Annotated in this window: 22 protein-coding genes and 1 tRNA gene; 14 read left to right on the top strand and 9 right to left on the bottom strand. The window is 64.0% G+C overall.

Annotated elements, in window-relative coordinates; genetic code table 11:
* Positions 1 to 85 precede the first annotated feature (85 nt).
* Positions 86 to 388, bottom strand: coding sequence for a hypothetical protein (locus tag BM190_RS39920; RefSeq protein WP_143109123.1), 303 nt, complete (start codon positions 386 to 388; stop codon positions 86 to 88).
* Between the two features lie 222 nt (positions 389 to 610).
* Between BM190_RS39920 and BM190_RS32615 the strand changes: the two genes are divergently transcribed.
* The 5 genes from BM190_RS32615 (at position 611) to BM190_RS32585 (ending at position 6,608) form a co-directional block, all read left to right on the top strand.
* The gene (locus tag BM190_RS32615) at positions 611 to 1,540 is read left to right on the top strand and encodes a TauD/TfdA dioxygenase family protein (RefSeq protein WP_092261716.1); all 930 of its coding nucleotides are present in this window, start codon (positions 611 to 613) and stop codon (positions 1,538 to 1,540) included.
* Between the two features lie 37 nt (positions 1,541 to 1,577).
* The gene (locus tag BM190_RS32610) at positions 1,578 to 2,609 is read left to right on the top strand and encodes an ABC transporter substrate-binding protein (protein ID WP_092261715.1); all 1,032 of its coding nucleotides are present in this window, start codon (positions 1,578 to 1,580) and stop codon (positions 2,607 to 2,609) included.
* Complete coding sequence (locus BM190_RS32605) at positions 2,606 to 3,469, top strand: ABC transporter ATP-binding protein (protein ID WP_092261714.1); 864 nt, start codon at positions 2,606 to 2,608, stop codon at positions 3,467 to 3,469. The genes BM190_RS32610 and BM190_RS32605 overlap by 4 nt, the downstream gene beginning before the upstream one ends.
* On the top strand, positions 3,462 to 4,337 hold the full coding sequence (locus BM190_RS32600) for an ABC transporter permease (protein ID WP_177237425.1): 876 nt from the start codon (positions 3,462 to 3,464) through the stop codon (positions 4,335 to 4,337). The genes BM190_RS32605 and BM190_RS32600 overlap by 8 nt, the downstream gene beginning before the upstream one ends.
* Positions 4,338 to 5,618: 1,281 nt before the next feature.
* The gene (locus tag BM190_RS32585; protein ID WP_244550791.1) at positions 5,619 to 6,608 is read left to right on the top strand and encodes a tyrosine-type recombinase/integrase; all 990 of its coding nucleotides are present in this window, start codon (positions 5,619 to 5,621) and stop codon (positions 6,606 to 6,608) included.
* A 17-nt stretch (positions 6,609 to 6,625) separates the two neighbouring features.
* Here BM190_RS32585 and BM190_RS32580 read toward each other — a convergent pair.
* A tRNA-Ile gene (locus BM190_RS32580) sits at positions 6,626 to 6,701 on the bottom strand.
* 360 nt (positions 6,702 to 7,061) lie between these two features.
* Complete coding sequence (locus BM190_RS32575) at positions 7,062 to 8,036, bottom strand: Bug family tripartite tricarboxylate transporter substrate binding protein (protein ID WP_092261753.1); 975 nt, start codon at positions 8,034 to 8,036, stop codon at positions 7,062 to 7,064.
* Positions 8,037 to 8,142: 106 nt separating this feature from the next.
* Here BM190_RS32575 and BM190_RS32570 point away from each other — a divergent pair, with 106 nt between their 5' ends.
* Entirely contained in the window at positions 8,143 to 9,108 is a 966-nt protein-coding gene (locus BM190_RS32570) for a TAXI family TRAP transporter solute-binding subunit (protein WP_092261711.1), read from the top strand.
* Between the two features lie 70 nt (positions 9,109 to 9,178).
* Here the strand turns inward: BM190_RS32570 and BM190_RS32565 are convergent, their stop codons facing one another.
* The 3 genes from BM190_RS32565 to BM190_RS39915 form a co-directional block, all read right to left on the bottom strand.
* Positions 9,179 to 10,393, bottom strand: coding sequence for an ABC transporter substrate-binding protein (locus tag BM190_RS32565; protein ID WP_092261710.1), 1,215 nt, complete (start codon positions 10,391 to 10,393; stop codon positions 9,179 to 9,181).
* A 98-nt stretch (positions 10,394 to 10,491) separates the two neighbouring features.
* On the bottom strand, positions 10,492 to 11,385 hold the full coding sequence (locus BM190_RS32560) for a substrate-binding domain-containing protein (protein ID WP_092261709.1): 894 nt from the start codon (positions 11,383 to 11,385) through the stop codon (positions 10,492 to 10,494).
* Between the two features lie 9 nt (positions 11,386 to 11,394).
* Positions 11,395 to 11,610 (bottom strand): hypothetical protein, encoded by a 216-nt coding sequence (locus tag BM190_RS39915; RefSeq protein ID WP_143109122.1) that lies wholly within the window; start codon positions 11,608 to 11,610, stop codon positions 11,395 to 11,397.
* A gap of 45 nt (positions 11,611 to 11,655) precedes the next feature.
* On the opposite strand from BM190_RS39915, the gene BM190_RS32555 reads away from it, so the two are divergent.
* From BM190_RS32555 to BM190_RS32545, 3 genes are read left to right on the top strand one after another with little or no spacing between them, the layout of a single operon-like run.
* A complete protein-coding gene (locus tag BM190_RS32555) occupies positions 11,656 to 12,483 on the top strand; it encodes an ABC transporter substrate-binding protein (RefSeq protein ID WP_092261708.1) in 828 nt (275 codons plus the stop codon).
* Positions 12,484 to 12,537: 54 nt separating this feature from the next.
* Positions 12,538 to 13,644 (top strand): molybdopterin-binding protein, encoded by a 1,107-nt coding sequence (locus BM190_RS32550; protein ID WP_092261707.1) that lies wholly within the window; start codon positions 12,538 to 12,540, stop codon positions 13,642 to 13,644.
* A gap of 13 nt (positions 13,645 to 13,657) precedes the next feature.
* Positions 13,658 to 15,607, top strand: coding sequence for a molybdopterin biosynthesis protein (locus tag BM190_RS32545; protein ID WP_244550798.1), 1,950 nt, complete (start codon positions 13,658 to 13,660; stop codon positions 15,605 to 15,607).
* An 80-nt stretch (positions 15,608 to 15,687) separates the two neighbouring features.
* On the opposite strand, the gene BM190_RS32540 is transcribed toward BM190_RS32545, so the two are convergent.
* The 3 genes from BM190_RS32540 to fdhD all read right to left on the bottom strand — a co-directional run bounded on the left by BM190_RS32540 (position 15,688) and on the right by fdhD (position 17,516).
* A complete protein-coding gene (locus tag BM190_RS32540; protein ID WP_092261705.1) occupies positions 15,688 to 15,909 on the bottom strand; it encodes a hypothetical protein in 222 nt (73 codons plus the stop codon).
* Positions 15,910 to 16,003: 94 nt separating this feature from the next.
* Positions 16,004 to 16,636: a molybdenum cofactor guanylyltransferase MobA gene (mobA, locus tag BM190_RS32535; RefSeq protein ID WP_409362468.1), complete on the bottom strand. Its 633-nt coding sequence runs from the start codon at positions 16,634 to 16,636 to the stop codon at positions 16,004 to 16,006.
* Complete coding sequence (gene fdhD / locus BM190_RS32530) at positions 16,626 to 17,516, bottom strand: formate dehydrogenase accessory sulfurtransferase FdhD (RefSeq protein WP_092261703.1); 891 nt, start codon at positions 17,514 to 17,516, stop codon at positions 16,626 to 16,628. The genes mobA and fdhD overlap by 11 nt, the downstream gene beginning before the upstream one ends.
* A 183-nt stretch (positions 17,517 to 17,699) precedes the next feature.
* Between fdhD and mobB the strand changes: the two genes are divergently transcribed.
* The 5 genes from mobB (at position 17,700) to BM190_RS32505 (ending at position 23,419) form a co-directional block, all read left to right on the top strand.
* Positions 17,700 to 18,227, top strand: coding sequence for a molybdopterin-guanine dinucleotide biosynthesis protein B (mobB, locus tag BM190_RS32525; protein ID WP_092261702.1), 528 nt, complete (start codon positions 17,700 to 17,702; stop codon positions 18,225 to 18,227).
* A gap of 9 nt (positions 18,228 to 18,236) precedes the next feature.
* Positions 18,237 to 19,493: a molybdopterin molybdotransferase MoeA gene (locus BM190_RS32520; RefSeq protein ID WP_092261701.1), complete on the top strand. Its 1,257-nt coding sequence runs from the start codon at positions 18,237 to 18,239 to the stop codon at positions 19,491 to 19,493.
* Between the two features lie 45 nt (positions 19,494 to 19,538).
* Entirely contained in the window at positions 19,539 to 19,772 is a 234-nt protein-coding gene (locus BM190_RS32515) for a sulfurtransferase TusA family protein (RefSeq protein ID WP_028142272.1), read from the top strand.
* A gap of 196 nt (positions 19,773 to 19,968) precedes the next feature.
* Entirely contained in the window at positions 19,969 to 21,402 is a 1,434-nt protein-coding gene (locus tag BM190_RS32510) for a sigma-54-dependent transcriptional regulator (protein WP_092261700.1), read from the top strand.
* The gene (locus tag BM190_RS32505; RefSeq protein ID WP_092261699.1) at positions 21,395 to 23,419 is read left to right on the top strand and encodes a sensor histidine kinase; all 2,025 of its coding nucleotides are present in this window, start codon (positions 21,395 to 21,397) and stop codon (positions 23,417 to 23,419) included. The genes BM190_RS32510 and BM190_RS32505 overlap by 8 nt, the downstream gene beginning before the upstream one ends.
* Positions 23,420 to 23,619: the final 200 nt, after the last annotated feature.

Genomic DNA, 23,619 nt, shown 5'->3' with positions numbered 1-23,619 from the left:
CTTGTGGACAAAAAGTCTATGTCGGTGATCTCTAAGCTGTCGATGAAATGAATTTTCTTTGTTGTATCCCGCGCGAGCATGAACCCTATGAGATGGCTGTCCATTGCAGACGAGTGCGCGCGCGGGGCGAAGCGCAGCATTCATTCAAGCAATTGCGCGCGCAGTTCGGGTCGATTTCATGGTCCGCGGAGCGCGCGACCTGCGGATTGAGCGCGACAATTGCAATTCTTTCCGCGGTTGCGCCGCCAACGATGCGATCATTGCCCTGCATCAAAAACAAAGCTGATTTCGTTTCATTGACTGAATCTCGATCGCTTTTACGATCTGCAGCGAGAAATCGAGGTCGTTCACCATGCGGCAATCCGATCTGTCCAACGTTCGCGACCAATCCAGGGGGATCGCGCCTCGGCGCGCGCGATGCTCCGCAAACATGATGGCGGAGAGCTGTATCACCGCGCTTCGCGCGTAGCGGATCAGCCGCCGTCCACCGGAGCGCACCGTGGTCCGCTAGGACCGAAACAAGAAAATCCCATCGGCTCTCCGCTATCGCTTGCGCGGCCTGCGCACGGCGGAGCCTTGTCCACACAATCGCAATCGAGAGAACACGATCATGAGCAACGCCACCACCATCGACAACGTCATTCCACGGTCGGATATTGTCAAGCGCGCGGCCCGGCTCGGAGCCGAGATCAAAAATGTGAAGCTGTCGGGCGTTCTTCCCGAGGAAGTCGTCCGCGCGATCAACCATGTGCTGCTCGAGCACAAAGTGGTCTTTTTCCGCGATCAGGGTCATCTCGACGACGCCGAGCAGGAGCGCTTTGCCGTCAGGCTTGGAAAACTGGTGCCGCACCCGACTGTCGGCGCAACCAAGGGAACGTCCTCGATCCTGGAGCTGGATTCGGGTCAGGGCGGCGGTCGTGCCGACCAGTGGCACACGGACGTCACCTTCGTTGACGCCTATCCGAAAATCTCGGTGCTGCGCGGCGTGGTAATCCCACCCTATGGCGGTGACACCGTGTGGTCGAATACCGCGGCGGCCTATCTCGATTTGCCGGCACCATTGCGCAAGCTCGCCGACGAGCTTTGGGCGGTGCACAGCAATGCCTATGATTACGCCGTGAAGACCCGCGCGAGCGAGGCGGACAGGAAGCATTTCGAGGAGGTTTTCACCGGAACGATCTATGAGACCGAGCATCCTGTGGTCCGGGTTCACCCTGAGACCGGCGAGCGGACGCTGGTGCTCGGCAATTTCGTCCAGCGCTTCGTCGGCCTGTCGAAATATGACGGCCAAAAACTATTCGACCTGTTCCAGTCGCACATCACGGCCCCGGAAAACACCGTGCGGTGGAGCTGGAGGACCGGCGACGTGGCGATCTGGGACAACCGCGCGACACAGCATTATGCGATCAATGATTACGGCGATCAGCACCGGATCGTCCGCCGCGCCACGATCGATGGCGAGGTTCCGCTCAGCGTCGATGGCCGCCGCAGCGTGACCCGTTTGAAGACGTTGAAGCCGCAGGCGGCGAAGGCCGCCTAGACCCAAGTCATTCCAGAAGCACCTAGGATGATAGGCAATGATCAGATTTGTACGCGCGGGACAGGCTACGCGGCTGCTGCTCGCGGGCGTGTTGAGCTTGGGCTGGGTGGCTTCGGCGTTAGCCGAGCCGCGGCTCGAGAAGACCGAAATCCGCTACCAGGGCTGGGCCGGCCAAGTGACGTTCATCGAACTCGCTGAGGACCTCGGCTATCTCGCGCCGCTGAAGCTCAAATGGGTCGGTAACACCATCAGTGGTCCGCAGGATATCCAGACTGTCGTGACCGGTGATATCGACATCGGCGGCGCCTTCTATGGCGCGATCCTCAAGCTGATCGCAGCACGCGCGCCGATCAAGGCCGTGGTCGGCTACTACGGCTCGGACGCAAACACCTATCAGGGCTACTACGTGAGAGACGACAGCCCGATCAAGACAGCGCGCGACCTGATCGGCAAGAAGGTCGCCGTCAACACGTTGGGGGCTCATCTGGAGTTTGTGCTGCGCGAATATCTAGCCCGGAATGGCCTGACCGCGAGCGAGGCCAAGCAGGTCACGCTGGTCGCGGTTCCACCCGTCACGGGCGAGCAGGTACTGCGTCAGGGGCAGGTCGAGGTGAGCACGCTGAGCGGCATCTTGCGTGACAAGGCGCTGGAGCGCGGCGGAATCCACGCGCTCTTCAACGACACCGATCTGTTCGGCCAGTTCACCGGCGGCTCCTACGTGTTGCGGGATAAGTTCATCAGGGACAATCCCGAAGCGTCCCGCAAGCTGGTCGAAGGCGTCTCGCGCGCGATCGCGTGGGCGCAGACGAGGCCGGCGGAAGAGGTCAGGGCACGGTTCGAGCGGATTATCGCCGATCGCAAACGCAACGAGGACGGCTCCTCGATCAAGTACTGGAAGAGCACCGGCGTTGCGATCAAGGGGGGCGTAATCTCGGATGCTGAAATCCAGGTGTGGATCGACTGGCTGGTCAAGGACGGGCTGTTTAAGCCGGGCCAGATCAAGGCGTCCGAGACCTACACCAACGAGTTCAACTATTTCCGTCCCGGTAAGACGGCGGAGGCGAGATGACCCCGATCAAGATCAGCTTCGAGCAGGTCCGCAAGGAATTCGTCACGCGAGGTGAAGGCGGCGGTCCGGCCGGACGGTTCACCGCGCTGGAGGATATTACCCTGGACGTTCGTTCCGGCGAATTCCTGGCCCTGGTCGGTCCGAGCGGTTGCGGGAAATCGACACTGCTCGATTTGCTCGGCGGCCTGTCGAGCCCGACCAGTGGCCGCATCCTGCTCGACGGTCGGCCGATCACCGGGCCGGCCCGTGACCGCGGGATCGTGTTCCAGCAATACGCGCTGTTTCCATGGCGGACCGCCGCGGAGAATGTCGAGTTCGGGCTCGATATTGCCGGCCTCAAGGCAAGGCAGCGGCAAGATATCTCGCGGCATTTCCTCGATCTGGTCGGCCTATCTGGCTTTGCGAACCGCTACCCGCATGAGCTCTCCGGTGGCATGAGGCAGCGCGTCGCGATCGCGCGGAGTCTTGCCTACGATCCGGAAGTGCTGCTGATGGACGAGCCGTTTGCGGCGCTCGACGCGCAGACGCGCGAGACGCTTCAGGGCGAGCTGCTGCGGATCTGGCGCGCGACCGGCAAAACCATCATCTTCATCACGCATGGCATCGATGAAGCGATCGTGCTCGGACAACGGGTGGCCGTGATGACGTCGCGTCCAGGGCGGATCAAGCAGATCGTCGACATCCCCGAAACGCTGCACAAGGAGAACGAGGATGTACGTTCGCTGCCGGAGTTCGGACAAATCCGGCACGAGGTCTGGAGTTCACTGCGCGACGAAGTTCAGAAGGCTCAGGAGGGACAGTTGACGGGCGTCGGGGCAAGCGGTGTTACAAGCAAAGTGAAGGAGGTTACCCATGTCTAGTCTGGAGATGCTGGGATTGCTCGAACTGGCGCAAGCGCGTCAAAGCCAACACGCCGGCGCAGGGGCGCGACAATCGCCGCTCCTGATCCGGGTCCGTTCGACAAGCCGGTGGTTGGCCGGCTTCGGACAACGCTCGTTCTTGCTGATCGCCCTACTGCTGCTGTGGGAGGTGGCTCCGAGGTTAGGGCTGATTGATGCGGTGTTCCTGCCGCCGTTCTCGGAGGTCGTCGCCGCGGGCTGGCAGCTTGCGCAAACCGGCGAGCTGTATGCCGACGTCTCTGCGAGTCTTCTTCGGGCCTTGAGCGGCTTTCTTATATCGGTAGCGGTGATCGTCCCGCTTGGCCTTGCTGTCGGCTGGTATGCGCGGCTCGGCAATCTTCTGAACCAGTTCATCGAGATCTGCCGCAACACGGCTCCGCTCGCGCTGCTGCCGGTGTTCATCCTGCTGCTTGGCATCGGGGAGATGTCGAAGGTCACGATGGTGATCTATAGCTGCGCCTGGCCGCTCCTGCTCAATACCGTCGCTGCGGTGAAGGAGGTTGATCCGCTCCTGATCAAATCGGCGCGGACCATGGGGGCGACGCCGCAGCAATTGTTTCGCAAGGTGATCCTACCGGCCGCGCTTCCCACGATCTTCATCGGCGTTCGTCTCGCCAGCGCGTCCGCGATGCTGGTGCTGGTGGCATCCGAGATGGTCGGCGCCAAAGCGGGTCTCGGCTATCTCATCATCAACAGCCAGCACAGCTTCCTGATCCCGCAGATGTATTTCGGCATCCTCGGCATCACCGTCATCGGTCTTGTGTTGAACGCTGTTCTCGAAGCTCTGGAGCGGCGCGTCATGCGATGGAAGGCAACGGTTGGGACGTGAGGGTGCGAATGGCTGGAGGCGTCGCATACCACCGCAAACATCTAAATCGCCAAGCGGTACGTGCGACGACATCGCCAGGCGCGACTGAGTCGTTCGGAATCGACGAAGCGCCCTGTTAACGTCGCGTCTCGGGAGAGCGAGAAGCTGCAGGAACGGGAAAATCCGAGTCGGCTCAGTTGCGATTTGACTGCGCGCTCGTTCTAGAAATGCAGAAGTTAATCCATTTCCTTTAGTGATGTTGTCGCAAAGTTGATGCGATATTCGATTCCAGCGTCTGCTGTGTCTGCCTTTGCGCGCTCAATCGTGTTTCGAGACCGAGGATAGAGGCGGCGCCTTGCTCGCGCATCCAGCGTGAGACCCATCCGAAGCCGCAACCGAGATCGACGACATGCTTGCCAACAAGACCGGGCATCATGGCTCTGATCTCGGGGCATTCATGAGCGCCATGTGGCCCACCCCTGCCGGGGTGGCTGGCTGTAGCCAGCAAAAAACTCGGGATTGTCGTAGTGCTCTGCGCCTCGCCGTTCTCCAGCTGATGAGAGACAAAGCCCGTTTTAGCGGAGATCCCGCGCCGGTTGAGCTAACCGTCGGCCAGAGCACATTAACCAGTGGCATCGGCGCCGTCAGGTGCGGCACGAAACCTTCCTGATGCCGGCGACGCGCCGTTTCCTGATTCGCTCCCTCTGGTGTCGTCTTTGCTTATTTGTACGATTCCACGCTCGACTGCGCGATAGAAGCGGGGCTGATCTTGCGCCTGAATTAGGTCTCCGCGACGAATGTTGCGGCACGAGTGAGCTTCCCTTCCACACCTTGACTAGCTTCGATGACAAGTCGAACGCAACCAGAAATTACATCAGATACCCCTCTTCGCCTTGCTGATGCCGTGAAGATCGCGTTTCCCTTGGGAGGAATGACGGTCGCGGGCTTACGTCGCGAGCGGGATCGTAACCGATTGGTTATTGAGAAGATTGCCGGCAAGGAATTTACGACACTGGCTCATATCGAACGGATGCGAGAGCTATGCCGCGAAGAAGCAAGGGGGCCAGACTTCAGCTCAAGGCTGCCCGCCGAAACAAGAGCGGAAAGATCACCCACCAAGCGACCTGGATCATCAGAGACAACGGACGGGACGTCGGCACAGGCTGCGCTGCAGATGAGATTGCGGCCGCGGAGGAAATACTAAGGGACTACATAACTTCTAAGCACACACCGAAGCGACGAGTTCGTCACATAGACGATATCGCCGTTGCCGACGTCCTCTCGATCTATCTGGACGCGCAAATGGACAAGCTTCGCGGCCGTTTCAATGTCGATAGCGAGAGCGAAGACAAGATCCCCGATATCCGCAAGCTTAAAAGGCGGATCGAGCGGCTGAACAACTGGTGGGGAGCAAAAATGCTGGGCGAGGTGAACGGGGAGGCGTGTCGCTCATATGCCAGGGAGCGCGCCCAGAGGGGAGGCGCGCGTCGAGACCTTGAGGACCTCCGTGCAGCTATTGGTCACCATGCTGCCGAAGGATTTCATCGGGAAATCGTCAAGATATCGCTGCCAGAGAAGGGCCAACCTCGAGACAAGTGGTTGACGCGCAGCGATGCTGCGAAACTGATTTGGACATGCTGGCGTTATCGCGAAATGCAGAAGGGCTCGCGCCGGCGGACCAACGATTTGAAGGTCCCGACAAGCAAGCGTCCGCTGCGCCATCTTGCACGCTTTATTTTGTTGGGCATCTACAGCGGAACTCGTGCCGGCGCTATTGCAGCTGCGTCTCCCATCCCCGCGATTGGTCGCTCCTATGTCGACTTAGAGCGGGGTCGCTACTACCGCCTGAAGCAGGGCAGCGCAAAAACCAACAAACGGCAACCCACTGTGCCGATCCCCTTGCGCTTGCTCGCTCACCTGCAGCGGTGGCACCGAACCAATCCAGAGGCGAAGCATTTCGTAGAGTACAATGGGAAGGCGGTGACGTCAGTCAAGACTGCATTCAAGAGTGCAGTCAGGCTCGCAAGCCTTAGCCCGGGAATCTCCCCTCACACTTTGCGGCACACCGCAGCGACTTGGCTCATGCAGAGAGGTGCGGACCCTTGGCAGGCAGCTGGCTATCTTGGAATGTCGCTAGAAGTGTTGCTCAACACCTATGGTCATCACCATCCCGACTATTTGTCCGATGCCGTGGAAAAAATCGCCAGTCGAGATCCGGCTGGGGAACGAAAAGCGCACGTATCTGGTGCGATATCTGGTGCGGTGCTTCCGATCAAACGAAAGCGGGCTTGATAAGTCATTGATTTTATTGGTGGGCCCGGCAGGACTCGAACCTGCAACCAGACCGTTATGAGCGGCCGGCTCTAACCATTGAGCTACAGGCCCCGCCGCGAGGCGGCTCGCGGGAACGCGCGGCCGGCAACGGTGCGCGGTTCGTTTACAGGGATGGGGGCGGGGGTGCAATGCCGGCCTCATCGAGACGGAACGCGCGCCTACGCGGCAAGTGCTTGCGTCGGAAGATCGTTGAATTCGGAATAGTCGTATTCTGCCGGTGTGTTGCCCGACGAGTCAAATCGTCTTGCGATGATCCGGCCAGAGGCTCTTTTTGTGCTCCCCTAACCTATTGTAATTCCTGACTTCTTCTACTGTGCATGGGGTTGTTTTCGCGATTTTTATGTTGAGGGGGCCGGCCGGCCCCCTCAAACGTCTTGCCGGCGAGCGATGGTCCGGCGGCGAGTCTACTTGCTAGTCCACCGACACCCCCGCGAACTCCACCACCTTGCGCCACTTCTCGGTCTCGTCGGTGACCAGCTTGCCGAACTCGGCTGATGTCATCGGCTTGGGGAGGCCGCCGACTTCAGTGAGGCGCGCCACCAGCTTCGGGTCCTTCAGCGCTTCGCCGACGGCCTTGTTGAGGATCTCGATCACTTCGGGCGGCGTGCCCTTCGGCGCGGAGATGCCGTAGAAGCCGACCGATTCGAAGCCCGGCACGGTCTCGGCGATCGCGGGCACGTCGGGCACGCTCGGCCACCGCTGCGGCGAGGTCACGCCCAGCGCGCGGACATTGCCGCCTTTCACCTGCTCCATGGCCGAAGGCAGATTGTCGAAGATCAGCTGCACCTTGTTGGAGATGATGTCGGGGAAGGCGATGGCGGAGCCGCGATAGGGCACGTGCACCATGTCGCACTTGGTCAGCACCTTGAAGAGCTCGGCCGACATGTGCACCGAGGTGCCGTTGCCGGACGAGGCAAAGGAGATCTTGCCGGGATTGGCCTTGCAGTAGTCGACGAACTCCTGGACCGTCTTCGCGGGGAACGCGTTGGAGACGACCAGCATGTTGGTGAGCTGCATGATGCTCGCCACCGGCACGGTGTCGCGCAGGAAGTCGAACGGCAGCTTCTTGTAGAGCGAGGTCGAGATCGCGTTGTTGGGCGCGACGAACAGCAGCGTATAGCCGTCGGGCGGCGAGTTGATCGCGGCGGCGGCAGCAATGTTGCCGCCGGATCCCGTCCGGTTCTCGACGATGAATTGCTGGCCGAGACGGTCCGACAGCCACTGCGCCATGATCCGCGCCACGATGTCGACCGGACCGCCGGCGGCAAATCCAATCAGCCAGTGCACGGGACGGTCGGGATAGGCGGCGGAGGCGGGAGGCGTGGCGCTGAAAAGACCTAAAAGGACGGTGAGCCCGAAAAAACCGTTACGCAAAATTCGCAACATGACGCCTCCCATTGTTCTATTGTCGTTGGCGACATGCTTTCACAAAATCCGCACCCTGCCTACATCGCCGCAAGTCGGTGTTGACGCAGGTCCGTCAGGGACGACCATGAGATTCGCGATCCTCACCCTTCTCGGCGCGGCGCTGCTCGCAAGCCCCGTTGCTGCTCAAACCGGAGGCACGGCCATTCCGACCACGACGATCAGTTTGGGCACCGCGACGCCCGGCGGCGGCTTTCCGCTCTATGGCAACGCTCTTGCGGAGGTGATGAACGCGGCCGATCCGCAAATCTCCATCGCGCCACGCAACACCAAGGGCAGCAACGAGAACATTCCGCTCTTGGAGAAGGGCGAGCTCGATCTTGCGCTGGTCGCGGGCGAGCCGGCCTATGAGGCCTTCGCCGGCATCGGACGCGCGCCTGTGCGGCTGAAGATTCTCACCGCGATCTATTCCAACCCCGGCATGTTCGTGGTGCGCGCGGACAGTCCTTACAGGACCATCCGCGATCTCGTCGGCCAGCCCGTTGCGTTCGGCGCCAAGGGCTCGGGCCTGCCGATCCTGGCGCGCTATGTGCTGGATGGGCTCGGCCTGAAGCAGGACGAGGACTTCAAGGCCATCTATCTCGACCGCGCCGGCGACGGCCCCGCGATGGTCGAGGACGGCCGCGTCGCCGCGCTGTGGGGCGCCGGCATCGGCTGGCCCGGCTTTGCCGCGGTGGCATCGAGCGCCTCAGGCGCGCGCTTCATCGCGCCTGATGTTGAAGAGATGACGCGCATCCGCGCCAAGCATGCCTTCCTGAAGCCGCTGCTGGTGCCGGCTAATAGCTATCCGAAGCAGGACGCGCCGATCGCCTCGCTGGGGTCCTGGAGCTTCGTGCTGACGCGCGAGGATCTGCCTGACGAAATTGCCTATCGCCTGGCGAAGACGCTGCACGGCAATGAGGCGACTTTCTGCAAGAAGCTCGCGCAGGCCTGCGAGACCACGGCGTCGAACACAGTGGCAGCGGCGCCGAGGCCGGAGCTGATCCATCCCGGCGTGATGAATTATTTTCGCGAGATCGGGGTGGTGAAGTAGCGAATGGCGAGTTGCGAATAGCGAATGGAAGCATCCCCATTCGCTACTCCCTATTCGCCACTCGCCGATCTCACTTCTTCACCATCGCACACGCCTGGTCCGGCGGACCGAACGCCTTGTCGCCGGAGATCGTGGTGAGGATCTTGTAATAGTCCCACGGATATTTGCTCTCCTCCGGCGTCTTGACCTGCACCAGCCAGAGGTCGTGCACCATCAGATTGTCCTCACGCAGCTTGCCGTTGCGGGCGAAGAAATCCTCGATCGGCTTCTCGCGCATCTTGGCGGCGACCTTGAGCGGATCGTCGGTGCCGGCTTCCTTGATGGCGTTGAGATAGTGCATCACGCTGGAATAGACGCCGGCCTGCCACATCGACGGCATCTTGTTCATCTTGGCGAAATAGCGCTTCGACCATTCGCGGGTCTTGTCATCCATGTCCCAATAGAACGACGTGGTCAGCAGCAGACCTTGCGCCGCCTGCAGGCCGAGGCCGTGGATGTCGGTGATCAGCGCCAGCAGCGCCGCCATCTGCTGGCCGCCCTTGAACACGCCGAACTCCGAGCCGGTCTTGATCTCGTTCATGTTGTTGGGCGGGCCGGCCGCGATGCCGATGATCTTGGCCTTGGAGGCCTGCGCCTGCAGCACGAAGGAGGAAAGATCAGGCGTTGCCAGCGGCGGCCGCACCGAGCCCAGCACCTTGCCGCCATTGGCGGTGACGACCGCGGACGCATCGCGCTCGAGCGAATGGCCGAAGGCGTAATCGTCGGTGATGAAGAACCAGCTGTCGCCGCCGCGCTTGACCACGGCGTCCGCGGTGCCGACCGCGAGCGCGCGGGTGTCGAAAACCCACTGGATCGCGTAAGGCGAGCAGAACTTGCCGTGGAAATCGGCGGTGCCGGTGGAATGGGTGATGAACAGCCGCTTCTTCTCGTTGGCGACGTTCTGCACCGCGAGCCCGACCGCGGAGACCGGCACGTCGACGATCAGGTCGACCTGGTCGACGTCGTACCAGCGCCGCGCGATCGTGCCGCCGATGTCAGCCTTGAGCTGGTGGTCGCCGATCACGATGCTGATCGGCTTGCCGAGCACGGTGCCGCCGAAATCGTCGATCGCCATCTGCGCCGCCGTCACCGAGCCCTGGCCGGTCGGCGCAGAGGCCGGGCCGTTCATGTCGGTGAGCACGCCGATCTTGACGACGTTGTCGGAAACCTGCGCCGATGCCGCACCGGACAGCAGCGCCGCCGTCAAGGCGGCCGCGACCGGCAGTCCAAATCTGATTGGATTCACGCTTGTCCTCCCCTGAGCCGACACGTTGGCCGGTGTTGCCCCGGGTATGCCCGGCTGAATTGGTTTCTTTTGCAACTATTTTGGGGCGGGCGTCAATGTCAGGCTGCGAAGCGGATCCGCCCGGCGGGTGAGGGATCGTAGCCGGTCAGCTCCTCGGCGCGCTGGCGCAGCCGCCGTTCGTTCAGGAATCCGATCAAGGCCTGCATGGCGGGGCGGAAATAGCTGCGCTGCCGCATCGCGAGGTCGAAATTCTCCCAGACCAGCGGCACGAAATCGAGGCCGGCCGAACGCGCCGCGGCGCGCGTCGCGATGCCGCAATCGGCCTGGCCGGCGCGGACCAGCTCCGCAAGATCCGGTCCGGTCAGGGCCGGCGTCTCGACCCTGCGCAAATCCCGCGTCGTGGCGCCCACGCGCTTCAGCAGCACGTCGAGCAGCATCTGCGCGCCCGTGCCCTGTTGCCGCATCGCCATCCGGGCGCCGAGCGCGAGCACGTCAGTCAGGCCGTGCAGGTGCTTGGGATTGCCCTGCGGCAGCACGAGACCCTGTTCGCGGCGCGCGAACGCGACCAGCACCGCATCATGCAAATCCGGAGCGGCCCTCAGCGCCTCGACACTGGCATCCCCAGCGAGATCATCGGAAGCATCCAGGCCGTGGAAATGTATCGCCGCCGCCATCACCTCGTTGCGCTGCAAGCGCTCGAGCCCGCGCACGCTGCCCTCGCTCATCGATCCCAAGCCCGAGCCGGATTCGCGAAGGCTCCAATCCAGCAGCTCGTCCTGGCTGCCGCCGACGACCGGCGGCGGCTCCGCGATCAGCATGCCGGCCGGACGCGCGAGGCCTGAGAGCACCCAGAGATCGAGTTCGTGGCGTGGGAAGAGCCACTTCCCGGTCACCTTGGTGCAGGGGATCGCGCCAGTGGTGACGAGTTCGTAGAGCTTGCGTTCGCCGAGCCGAAGATAGTCGGCGGCTTCGCTGGTCGTCAGGAATTCCATCCTGCATTCCTATGCAAATTCTTGCTTCTTTTTGACGTTCGACGCAGGTGGAATTCTGCATTTCAATTCGTGTCCGCCGGAACCATGCCCGATCATCTCGCTGCTTTGCAACACATCCGCGCGCGCGTCTTTTGCTTTGGTGAATGATCCTGAATCGTTCGGCGCGTTGCCGAAATTTCCCGGGTGACGTGCGCAAAAGGCAAGCGCGTCACGAGTGCGGCGCAATCGATCATCATCATGATCGGGTCGTAGCCAAAGGAACCCCCGATCATGGGCCGCCTGTCCGTTGCATTCGCGCTGTTCTGCGGCCTCACCGCCGCCATTGCGGCGTCATCCGCCGAGGACCGCGGCTTCGTCCTTGCCACGACGACCGCGACGCAGGATTCCGGCCTGCTCGACTATCTGCTGCCGATCTTTCGCGACAAGACCGGTGTCGACGTGACGGTGATCGCGCGGCGCGCCGACGAGGTGCTCGACGGGCCGCGCAGGGGCGAGGCCGACGTCGTGCTGATGCATGCCCGGCCGCAGGAGGAGAAATTCGTCGCGGACGGGTTTGGCGTGAAGCGCTTTGACGTGATGTACAACGACTATGTGCTGATCGGGCCGAAGAACGATCCCGCCGGCGTCAAGGGCAAGGACATCGCGACGGCGCTGAAGGCGATCGAGGCCAAGGGTGCGCCCTTCGTGACGCGCGGCGACCGGTCGGGCACCCATGCTGCGGAGCTTGCGCTCTGGATCGTCGCCGGCATCGACATCGCCGGGGCCAAGGGCGCCTGGTATCGCGAGGCGGCACAGGGCATGGCCTCGGCTCTCGACGCCGCGCGCGCCGCCAATGCCTATGTGCTGTCGGATCGCGGCAGCTGGATCGCCTTCAGGGATCGCGGCGATCTCGATATCGTCGTCGAAGGCGACCGGCGGCTGCTCAATCAGTATGGCGTGATGCTGGTGAACCCCGAGAAGTTTCCGAACGTGAAGAAGGATCTCGCGAAGACCTTCATCGATTGGCTGACCTCGCCGGAGGGGCAGACGGCGATCGCAGGCTACAAGGTCGACGGACAGCAGCTGTTCTTCCCCAATGCGGACAGGTCGGGCGGTTGACGTCGGCATCGCCGGTGGTTGCCAAACCGGGCGATGCATGGTCCACCATGGCGCATGACCCAGCGCCTGCCGCCATCGCTGACGCCGCTCGACACCGCGCTCGCCGCGTTGCTGAGCGGGCTTGAACCGCTTGCACCGGTGGAGTTGCCGCTGAGCGAAGCGGCCGGCTGCATCGCGGCGGGTACGCCGCTGCTTGCGGCCCATCCGCATCACGACATCGCCGCCGCGGATGGCTGGGCACTTTGCGCCAACGATCTCGTCGGCGCGTCCTCTTATTCGCCGCTGCCTTTGCCACAAGCGCCCGCGTGGGTCGAGGCCGGTGACCCGATGCCCGCCGGCTGCGACTGTGTGCTCGATGCCGACGCGGTCGATGCATTGGGGCCGCTCGTGCAGGTGCTGGCGGAGGGCGTGCCGGGGCAGGGCGTCAGGCGTGGCGGCAGCGACATCGCGGAGCGCACGCCGGCCGGCGCCGAGGGCCAACCGGTCGTCGCAGCCGATCTGCTGCTCGCACGCATTGCCGGCTTGGACAAGCTCGGCGTGCGTCGGCCCCGGTTGCGCATCGCCAACGTGCCGGGTGCAACGGCAACGATGCATATGATCGCGGGGATCGCGCGCGCTGCGGGACTGGATGTGAAGACGTGTGAGGCGGGCGCGCGCGATGCGGTGGCGATTGCCGATGCGCTCGATACGTCCTCCTGCGATCTGATTCTCTCAGTCGGCGGCAGCGGCGTTGGCCGCGGCGATGCGGCCGTGACGGCGCTGGCTCAGCGTGGTCAGGTGATCGCCCACGGTCTTGCACTTCAGCCTGGGCGTACCGCCGCGGTCGCGAAGATCGGAAAGGTTCCCGTCGTGGCCTTGCCGGGCTCGCCGGATCATGCGCTGGCGGCGTGGCTCGCGCTCGTGCTTCCGCTGGTCGACCGACTATCGGCGCGCCGGCCGCGCCGGCGCGTGACCCTGCCGCTTGCGCGAAAAATCGCATCCAGCGTCGGCATCGCCGAGATCGCTTTGCTGGCCAGGGAACATCACGGCTGGATGCCGCTTGCCGTGGGCGAATGGCCGCTCCAGGCTATTGCCGGTGCGGACGCATGGCTGCTCATTCCCGACAGGGACGAGGGATTTGCGGCGGGCTTGCCGATCGATGCCTATCTGATGCGGGAATGATATGGGTTTTGACATGTCGATGAACCCGCAATCGCAAATCCGCAGCGCGCTCGAACAAGAGCAGTTCCTCAAGATCCTCTCGCGCGAGGAGGCCCTGGCGCGCTTCGAGGCCGCGTTGTTCCCGCGCGCTGTTCCGAGCGAAAAGCGCAAGCTCGGCGATGCGCTCGGCGTGGCGCTCGCTGAAGACATCACCGCGCCGATCGACGTGCCCCCGTTCGATCGTTCCAATGTCGACGGTTTTGCCGTGCGCTCGGCCGACCTTGCGGCGGCTGGCGAGGGCACTCCCCGGCGCCTCACGCTGAACGGCGAGACCATCCACTGCGGCACCGCGCCGAGGATGCAAGTGGCGGCGGGAACCGCGACGCCGATCGCCACCGGCGGTCCGTTGCCGCGTGGTGCCGACGCGGTCGTCATGGTCGAGCACACCCAGCCGGTTGGATCCGATGCGATCGACGTCCGCCGTGCCGTCTCGCCCGGACAATTCGTGTCGTACGCCGGATCCGACATTGCGCGCGGCGAGGCGCTGCTGCGTGCCGGCACGATCATCGGCTCGCGCGAGATCGGCATGCTCGCGGCTTGCGGCATTGCAGAGGTGCTCGTCGCGCGCAGGCCGCGGGTTGCGGTGATCTCCACCGGTGACGAGCTGGTCCAGCCCGGCGGGGCTCTTCCGCCCGCCGCGATCTACGACACCAACGGCGCGATCGTCGCGGCCGCGATCGACGAGAATGGCGGCGAGGCGGTCTTCCTCGGCGCCATTGCCGACGATGAAGCCAAGCTCGAAGCTGCCATGCGCGCCGCACTCGCCGAGTCCGACATGCTGGTCCTGTCGGGCGGCACCTCGAAAGGCGCGGGCGACCTGTCCCATCGCATCATCGGCCGGCTCGGCCGGCCCGGCATCATCGCGCATGGCGTTGCGCTCAAGCCTGGCAAGCCGTTGTGCCTTGCGGTGTGCGACGGCAAGCCGGTGGTGATCCTGCCGGGCTTTCCGACCTCGGCGATGTTCACCTTCCACGACATGATCGTGCCGGTGCTGCGCAAGCTGGCCGGCCTGCCGCCGCGCTCGGATGCCAAGGTGAACGCGACCGTGCCGGTGCGCATTGCGTCCGAGCTCGGCCGCACCGAGTTCGTCATGGTGTCGCTGGTCGAGGGCAGGAACGGCCTGATCGCCTATCCCTCCGGCAAGGGGTCTGGCGCGATCACGTCCTTCGCGCAGGCCGACGGTTTTTTGCGCATCGACGCGCTCGCCGACCAGATGCCGGCCGGGACCGAAGCCGAGGTGACGCTGTTCACGCCGCATGTGCGCGTGCCCGATCTCGTCATCGTCGGCAGCCATTGCACCGGCCTCGATCTCGTCACCGCACAGCTCGCGCATGCCGGCCTGACCGTGCGCTCGATCGCCGTCGGCAGCCTCGGCGGACTCGCGGCCGCAAAGCGCGGCGAATGCGATCTCGCGCCGATCCATCTGTTCGATGACAAGAGCGAGACGTACAATTCGCCCTATCTCGTCGAGGGCCTCGAGCTCGTGCCGGGCTGGCGGCGGATGCAGGGCATCGTCTTCCGCAAGGACGACAGGCGTTTCGAGGGCCTCGGCGCGAAGGAGGCCGTCGCCGCCGCTCTCGCTGACCCCGCCTGCATCATGGTCAACCGTAACCAGGGCGCCGGCACGCGCATCCTGATCGATCGGCTGCTCGGCGGCGCGCGGCCGGAAGGCTACTGGAATCAGCCGCGTTCGCACAATGCGGTCGCGGCAGCTGTTGCGCAGCACCGCGCCGATTGGGGCATGACCATTGCACCGGTCGCCCATGCGGCCGGCCTCGGTTTCATTCCGTTCGCGGAAGAGCATTATGACTTCGCGCTGGTCACGGAGCGCAAGGACCGGCCGGCGGTGCAGGCGTTTCTCGATGCGCTTGGCTCGAATGATGCCCGTGCCGCGCTGGAGCGCGCCGGATTCCGGCCTGCGTAGCGACGGTGCAGAAGACCTCGCGCATCAAATATCTGGCGGAAGGAGCGGACTGATACCGGCTGGATCTGTAGCTACGATGCCTAGTCGGTGCAGCTGGCGGCTTGATCGGACTGACCGCGTTTGCGCTCCCGTTCCTCGGCTTCGGCGAGCGCACGCTGGGCGGCGGCCGGCAACGGTTTCGGGTCCGGCGGGACTTCGACGGTGTCAGGCTTGCTCAGCTGCTTCGTGCGATCGATTGCGTCCGAAACATCGAACGCGAGATCGACAACGTCGAAAATGACTTCCAAGAGCGAGTCGGCCATGGCTCATCCGGGGCAACGTCCCAATCATTGGTCGTTCGCTTCTCAGGCCCGGTTCATAGCCAGGAGCTCAAGGCCATGAACTCCAGGAAATGCCCTAGGATGTATCATCCAGCGCCGCCAGCCGTTCGGCCTCGGCGATATCCTCGACCGTATTGGCGTTGAAAAAAGGATCGAGCGGCTCGGTCGGCCACGTCACCGTCGCCAGTGGATAGCGCGCGGTCCAGCGGTCGATCTTGCGGAGGTCCTCGACGACCAGCGCGTGCCTGAGCTCGTCGCGCAAGGCGACGCGCCACAGGCCGATCACGGGATGCGACTGCTCGCCTGATGCGGCGACCGCGAGCTGCGCGTTCTCACGCGCGCGCGTGTCATGCAGGCGCGCGACCAGATCGCGTGGCAGGAACGGGCAGTCGCCGGCGGCGCTGAGCACCCATTCGATGCCCGGCCGGTTCGCCGCGGTCCAGTCGAGCGCGGCTAGGATGCCGGCGAGCGGACCGGGAAAGCCGGGAACGTCGTCGGCGACGACCTGCAGGCCGAACGCGGCGAAGCGCGTGGGATCGCCGTTCGCGTTGAGGATCAGCCCGCTGCATTGCGGTGACAGGCGCGCGATCACGCGCTCCAGGATGGTGCGGCCGCCGATGGTGCGCATCGGCTTGTCGCCACCGCCCATGCGCCGCGCCAGGCCGCCGGCGAGCAGCACGCCTTGCGTCGGCAGAATGTCAGTCGTCACCAGCTTCACCCTTGCGCTTGTGCTTGGCCGACTCTTCCTCGACGTAAGCGAGGTCCTGATCGTAGACGATGCGTTCCTTCCCCGCGAGCGCGATGAAGCGCTTGCCGCGCGTGCGTCCGACCAGCGTCAGCCCGACCTGTCTTGCGAGATCGACGCCCCAGGCGGTGAAGCCGGAGCGCGATACTAGGATCGGAATTCCCATGCGGACCGTCTTGATCACCATCTCCGAGGTGAGCCGCCCCGTAGTGTAGAGGATCTTGTCGCTGGCATCGACACCGTGGCGGTACATCCAGCCCGCGATCTTGTCGACGGCGTTGTGGCGGCCGACGTCTTCGGTGTAGCAGAGCGGGGTGCCTTCCTTGCACAGCACACAGCCATGGATCGCGCCGGCCTCGAGATAGAGCGAGGGCATGGTGTTGATGGTCTGCGTCATCTGGTACAGCCAGGACGTGCGCAGCTCGGCCTTCGGCAGCGCGACGCTCTCGACCGCCTCGAGCAGATCGCCGAAGGCGGTGCCCTGCGCGCAGCCCGAGGTCTGCGTGCGCTTCTTCAGCTTGGCCTCGAAATTGGTGTGGTGTGTGGTGCGCACCACGACCACCTGGAGGTCGTCGTCGTATTCGACCTCGGTGACCACGTCATTATATTTCAGCATGTTCTGGTTCAGCAGGTAGCCGAGCGCCAGATATTCGGGGTAATCGCCGATCGTCATCATGGTGACGATCTCCTGGGAGTTCAGGTAGAGCGTCAGCGGCCGCTCCATCGGTACCTTGATCTCGACCCTGGCGCCGGTCTGGTCGGTCCCGGTCACGCTCTGGGTCAGGCGCGGGTCGTCCGGGTTGGGGACGATCAGGGGCACCGGGGCTTTGTCGATCTTCATCATGGCGGCGAGGTTAGCATGACATTCGGGTCAAGCCGATATAAGCATGCTGACGGAAAACGAAATGCCTCCGGTCATCATTGCGAGGAGCGAAGCGAGGAGTTTGGATTGCTTCGCTTCGCTCGCAATGACGGGAAGGGATAGCGGTTCCACCAAAACCAAGTCGCTCGCGGACACGGAGCTGGAATGAAAGTCATCGGCCTTGCAGGCTGGAGCGGTGCGGGCAAGACCACGCTGTTGACGCGGCTGATCCCGCATTTCAACGCGCAAGGGCTGCGCGTCTCGGTCATCAAGCATGCGCATCACCAGTTCGACGTCGACGTGCCCGGCAAGGATTCCTGGCGCCATCGCGAGGCCGGCGCGGCCGAGGTGCTGGTTGCGTCGTCAAACCGCTGGGCCCTGATGCACGAACTGCGCGGGGCGGCGGAGCCGCGGCTGCCGGAGCTCCTGAACAAGCTTTCCGCGGTCGATCTCGTCGTGGTCGAGGGCTTCAAGCGCGAGCCGCATCGCAAGATCGAGGTGCATCGCGCGGCGAACGGCAAGCCGTTGCTGTTTCCCGACGATCCCGGGATTGCCGGGATCGCGGCCGACACCGCCATTGACACCAAGCTGCCGACTGTCCATCTCGACGATGTCGCGGCAGCTGCGGCGTTGCTGCTGCGCGCCGCGATGCCGGTCGAGGAAGCGGTGGCGAAAAGCGCCGCGATACGCTGACGAGGCACCATGGCGCAACTCTCGGACGATTGCTTTGCCTTCGGCGGCCCGATGATGTCGGTCGACGAGGCCGTTGGTCTCATCACGACGCGCGTCAACGCGATCGCAGATCTGGAGACGGTGGCGCTCATCGACGCAGACGGGCGCGTGCTGGCGCGCGATGTCGCAGCGCCCTTGCCGCTGCCGCCCTTCACCAACTCGGCCGTCGACGGCTACGCCGTGCGCAACGGCGACATTCCTGAAGGCGCGGAGCGGGCGTTCCCGCTCGACGGCCGCATCCAGGCCGGCGGCCTCGCACAGGCGCCGATCAAGCCCGGCCATACCGCGCGCATTTTCACGGGCGCGCCGATGCCGCCGGATGCCGAAACCGTCTTCATGCAGGAGGACGTCCGCATCGACGATTCCGGCAGGATCGTGCTGCCGCCGGGGCTGAAGCCCGGTGCCAATGTTCGCCCCGCCGGCGAGGACATCCCGAAAGGGCACGTCGCGCTGCGCGCCGGCCAGCGCTTGCGGCCGCAGCATGTCGCGCTCGCCGCGGCGTTCGGTCTTGTCAGTCTCGACGTCATCAGGCGCATTCGCGTTGCCGTGTTCTCGACCGGCGACGAGTTGGCCTCGCCCGGCGAGCCGCGCGCGGCTTCGCAACTGTTCGATTCCAACCGCTTCATGCTGATGGCGATGCTGCGCCGGCTCGGCTGCGAGGTCAGCGATCTCGGCATCTTGCGCGACGAGCGGACTTCGCTCGGCAATGGCTTGAAGCAGGTGGCCGGTGATCATGACCTGATCCTCACCACCGGCGGCGTCTCGACCGGCGAGGAGGACCACGTCAAGGCGGCGGTCGAGAGCATCGGCTCGCTGGTGCTGTGGCGGATGGCGATCAAGCCTGGCCGTCCCGTGGCGATGGGTATCATCGACGGCACGCCGCTGATCGGATTGCCGGGCAATCCCGTCGCGAGCTTCGTCACCTTCGTCCATGTGGTGCGGCCGACAGTGCTGGCGCTCGCCGGGGGGCTGCCGGAGCCGCTTCTGCCGATCCCCCTGCGGGCGGTTTTCACCTACAAGAAGAAGGCAGGCCGGCGCGAATATGTTCGCGTCTCCTTGCGGCGGGCGGAGGACGGTACGCTGGAGGCGGTGAAGTTTCCGCGCGAAGGGGCCGGGCTGTTGTCCTCGCTGGTCGAGACCGACGGCCTCGTCGAGCTCGGTGAGAGCATCACGGGCGTCGAGCCGGGGCAGGCCGTAGGTTTTTTGTCCTACGCCGATCTGCTCTAGCGGCCTCTCGTTGACGCCATCGATCGGTCCCGCCATGTTGCGCCCATGACCAGAACGACGCTCGATCTCACCGGACTGAAATGCCCGCTGCCCGCCCTGAAGACGCGCAAGGCGCTCAAGCCGTTACAGCCGGGCGATCAGCTCGAGGTCCACTGCACCGATCCCTTGTCGGTGATTGACATTCCAAACCTGATCCGCGAGACCGGCGACAAGGTCGAGATCACCGAACGCAACGAGGCGCGCATCGTGTTCCTGGTCGAAAAGAGCGACGCCCCGTAGAAAGGCGAATATTCACGGCGGCGACGTTTGACTATGTTGCCTGCGCGGGACACGGCCGGAACTTCGCTGCAATGCGAAAGGCCCCGATTGGTGCCGTGGATGAGCTCAAACCCAAGACTCTCAAACCCAAGACTCTCAAACCCAAGACCCTCAATCCCAAGACCCCTCAAACCCAAGACTCTCAAAGACGTCGGGCATGACTTTCTCAACATCGAGGGTAAGCGCTGCCGCAGGTCCCGCGGCGGGCCGTGAACCTGCCGTCAAGCCCGGCAAGACGGCTGCGGGGCCGGAGTTCGGCGCGCTGGCACAGGCCTCCATCCTGATCGTCGACGACGAGCCGGGCATGCGCAATTTCCTGGTGCGTACGCTTGCGCCGCGCTGCAAGCTGGTGGACGAGGCGGCCGATACCGACCAGGCCTCGCGCAAGCTCGATTCCAACCGCTACGACGTCGTCATTCTCGACAACATCATGCCCGGCAAGAACGGCGTCGATTGGCTCGCCGAGCAGCGCGCCGTCGGCTTTTTCGCCGACGCCATCCTGATCACCGCTTACGCCGACCTCGACACCGCGATCCAGGCCCTGCGCGCCGGTGCGGCCGATTTCGTGCTCAAGCCGTTCCGCTCCAACCAGATCCTCAACGCGGTGGCACGATGCCTCGACCGTGTCCGCCTCCAGCGCGAGAACTATGTCCTGCGCTACGCCCTGCGCGCCTCGTCCGACCGCACCTTTCTGCGCGACAATCTGATCGGACAATCGGCAGCGACGCTGCGCGTGCGTGAGACCATCGCGCGTGTCGCGCGCCTGCCGACCTCGGTCCTCCTCACCGGCGCATCCGGCACCGGCAAGGAAGTGGCAGCGCGCTCGATCCACTCGCTGTCCGATCGCGCCGACAAGCCCTTCGTGCCCGTGAATTGCGCGGCGATCCCGCCCGAGATGATCGAGGCGGAGCTGTTCGGACACATCAAGGGCGCGTTCACTGGCGCCGATTCGGGGCGCGAGGGCTTGTTCCTGTATGCCCATGGCGGCACGCTGTTCCTCGACGAGATCGGTGAGCTGCCGCTGCCGATGCAGAGCAAGCTGCTTCGCGTGCTCGAAGACCGCCGCGTCCGTCCGGTCGGCTCCGAGCGTGAAGTTCCGGTCGACCTGCGCTTCATCTTCGCAACCAATGCCGAGCTTCAGAAAGAGGTCGAGAAGGGCCGTTTCCGAGCCGATCTGTTCTACCGGCTCAACGTGATGCAGATCCACCTCCCGCTCCTGAAGGATCGCGGCGATGACGTGCAGGAGCTCGCTGCCATCTTCATGAGCAAGCTGTCGACTCAGCTCGGTATGCCGCCGGTGCCGATCGACGCCTCGGTGCGGGCGGCGCTCGCAAGCTATGACTGGCCGGGCAATGTGCGCGAGCTGCGCAATTTGATCGAGCGCACGCTGATCCTCGGCGCCTTCCCCGACGATTTCGCCGGTCCCCGCAACGACGGCCAGTCGGCGCCTGCGGACAGTCTCGCCGAGCTCGAGCGCCGTCACATCCTCGGTGTGCTGAAGGAGGTCAATGGCAATCGCGAGGAGGCGGCGCGGCGTCTCGGTATCTCGCGCAAGACCATCGACCGCAAATGCGCGTTATGGGATGTCTGATGGTGCCCGCCGCAGCGGTGAGCTCGTGCGGGGACGCTCCGTCCGCTTCCGGTTGCTCGCGATCGCTCTGCTGCCGATGCTGGTCATCCTGCCGCTCCTGCTCGGCGTCGCAATCTATCGCTGGAACGCAAAATTCGACGCGGCCCTGATTTCCAAGGTGAACGGCGATCTCACCATCGCCCATCAATATCTCGCCCGCATCCTGGAAAAGACCGGCGTCCAGATCCGGGCGCTCGGCCTGTCGGCCCGCTTCCAGGAGGTGCTGGCGCCGGATGCGCGCGGCTCGCTGCGGGACCTGCTCGACGAGACCCGCAAGGAGATCGGTCTCGATTTCCTGTACCTGACCAACGATCGCGGCGACGTCCTGGCCTCATCGCCCCCGCTGCAGCGTCAACCGAGAGGCGACTGGCCGATCATCATGTCGGCGCTGTCGGGCCAGGTCCCAGCCACAGGCGTCGACATTTTCGGCAATGACGAGCTCGCCGCAATTTCGCCGGCCCTGGCCGAGCGCGCGCGATTGGACCTGGTGCCGACCCCGAACGCGGTGCCGACCGACCGCAGCACGGAGACGCGCGGCATGGTCGTGCACGCGGCGAGCCGGGCGATGCTGCCTGACGGGGGCGCCGCTGCGCTGGTCGGCGGCACGCTGCTCAACCAGAACCTCGAATTCATCGACACGATCAACGATCTCGTCTACCGCGCGGCGAGCCTGCCGGAGGGCAGCCAGGGCACCGCGACGCTGTTCCTGGACGACGTGCGGATATCGACCAACGTCCGCCTGTTCGAGGGCCGGCGCGCGCTCGGCACGCGCGTGTCGGCGGCGGTGCGCTCGGCCGTGCTGGGCGAGGGGCACACCTGGCTCGACAGCGCTTTCGTGGTCAATGACTGGTACATCTCCGCCTACGAGCCGCTGGTCGACAGTTATGGCAAGCGGGTCGGCATGCTCTATGTCGGCTTTCTGGAGAAGCCGTTCAGCGAAGCCAAATACCAGACGTTGGTGATCATCATCGCTGCGTTCATTGCCATCACCGCCGCGACCGTACCGATCTTCCTGCGCTGGGCGACCTCCATCTTCATGCCGCTGGAGCGCGTCACGGCGACGATCGGCGAGGTGGAGCGCGGGAACCTCTCCGCCCGCACCAAGATGCCGGTGTTGGGTGACGAGATCGGCCGCGTCGCGGTTCATCTCGACAGCCTGCTCGACCAGATCCAGGAACGCGACCGGCAGCTCCGGGAGTGGAATGAGGAACTGAACGTCCGCGTGCTGGAGCGCACCCGCGACCTCGAGCACGCCAATCTCAAGCTCGAGGCAACCACCAAGCAGCTCATCATGTCCGAGAAGCTGGCTGCGATCGGCGAGATCACCGCCGGCGTTGCGCACGAGATCAACAATCCGATCGCGGTGATGCAGGGCAATCTCGACGTCATCCGCAGCGTGTTCGGGGCCGATGCCGACAAGGCGAAGGTCGAGTTTCGCCTGCTCGACGAGCAGATTCACCGCATCAGCCAGATCGTGACCAAGCTGCTGCAGTTTGCAAGGCCGGAGGAATATGCCGGTTATGTCGAGCGCCATGCGCCGACGAGCGTCATCTCCGATTGTCTGCCGCTGGTGCAGCATCTTCTGAACAAGACCGAGATCGCCGTGGTCAGGGACGATCGCGCCAGCCGGCTCGTGCTGATGAACCGGAACGAGCTGCAGCAGGTCCTGGTCAATCTCATCGTCAACGCGATCCACGCCATGCCGGACGGCGGAACCCTGACGCTCCGCTCCTTCGATGCCGAGCGCGACGGCCATCAAGGCGTCGCCATCGAGGTCACTGATACCGGAATCGGCATGAGCGCAGACGTGATCGAAAAGATATTCGACCCCTTCTACACCACCAAACGGCGGCAAGGCACCGGACTGGGCCTCTCCATCAGCCAGACGCTGATCAAGCGCCAGGGCGGACAGATCACGGCGGAAAGCCACCTCGGTTCCGGGAGTACCTTCACGATGTGGCTGCCCGAGGCGACCTGATTGGACATTTTGTCCTTGGAGTCGGGACATTCTGTCCGGCGCGGCACGTTGCGCTGCGGGAAGTCGTTGAATCGTCACGATGCGACTTCTGGCACGCGCGTTGCTCTTCTCAAGACAGGGTGTTGAGGGGGACGAGGGCGCGATAGCCGTCAAGGCAACGCTGCTTGCGAGGCGAAGGGACATCGCCCGCGATCAGTTGC

The sequence above is a fragment of the Bradyrhizobium sp. Rc3b genome (assembly GCF_900114915.1).
In the GTDB taxonomy this organism is placed as follows: domain Bacteria; phylum Pseudomonadota; class Alphaproteobacteria; order Rhizobiales; family Xanthobacteraceae; genus Bradyrhizobium.
This window is presented reverse-complemented; position numbering and strand designations above follow the sequence as displayed.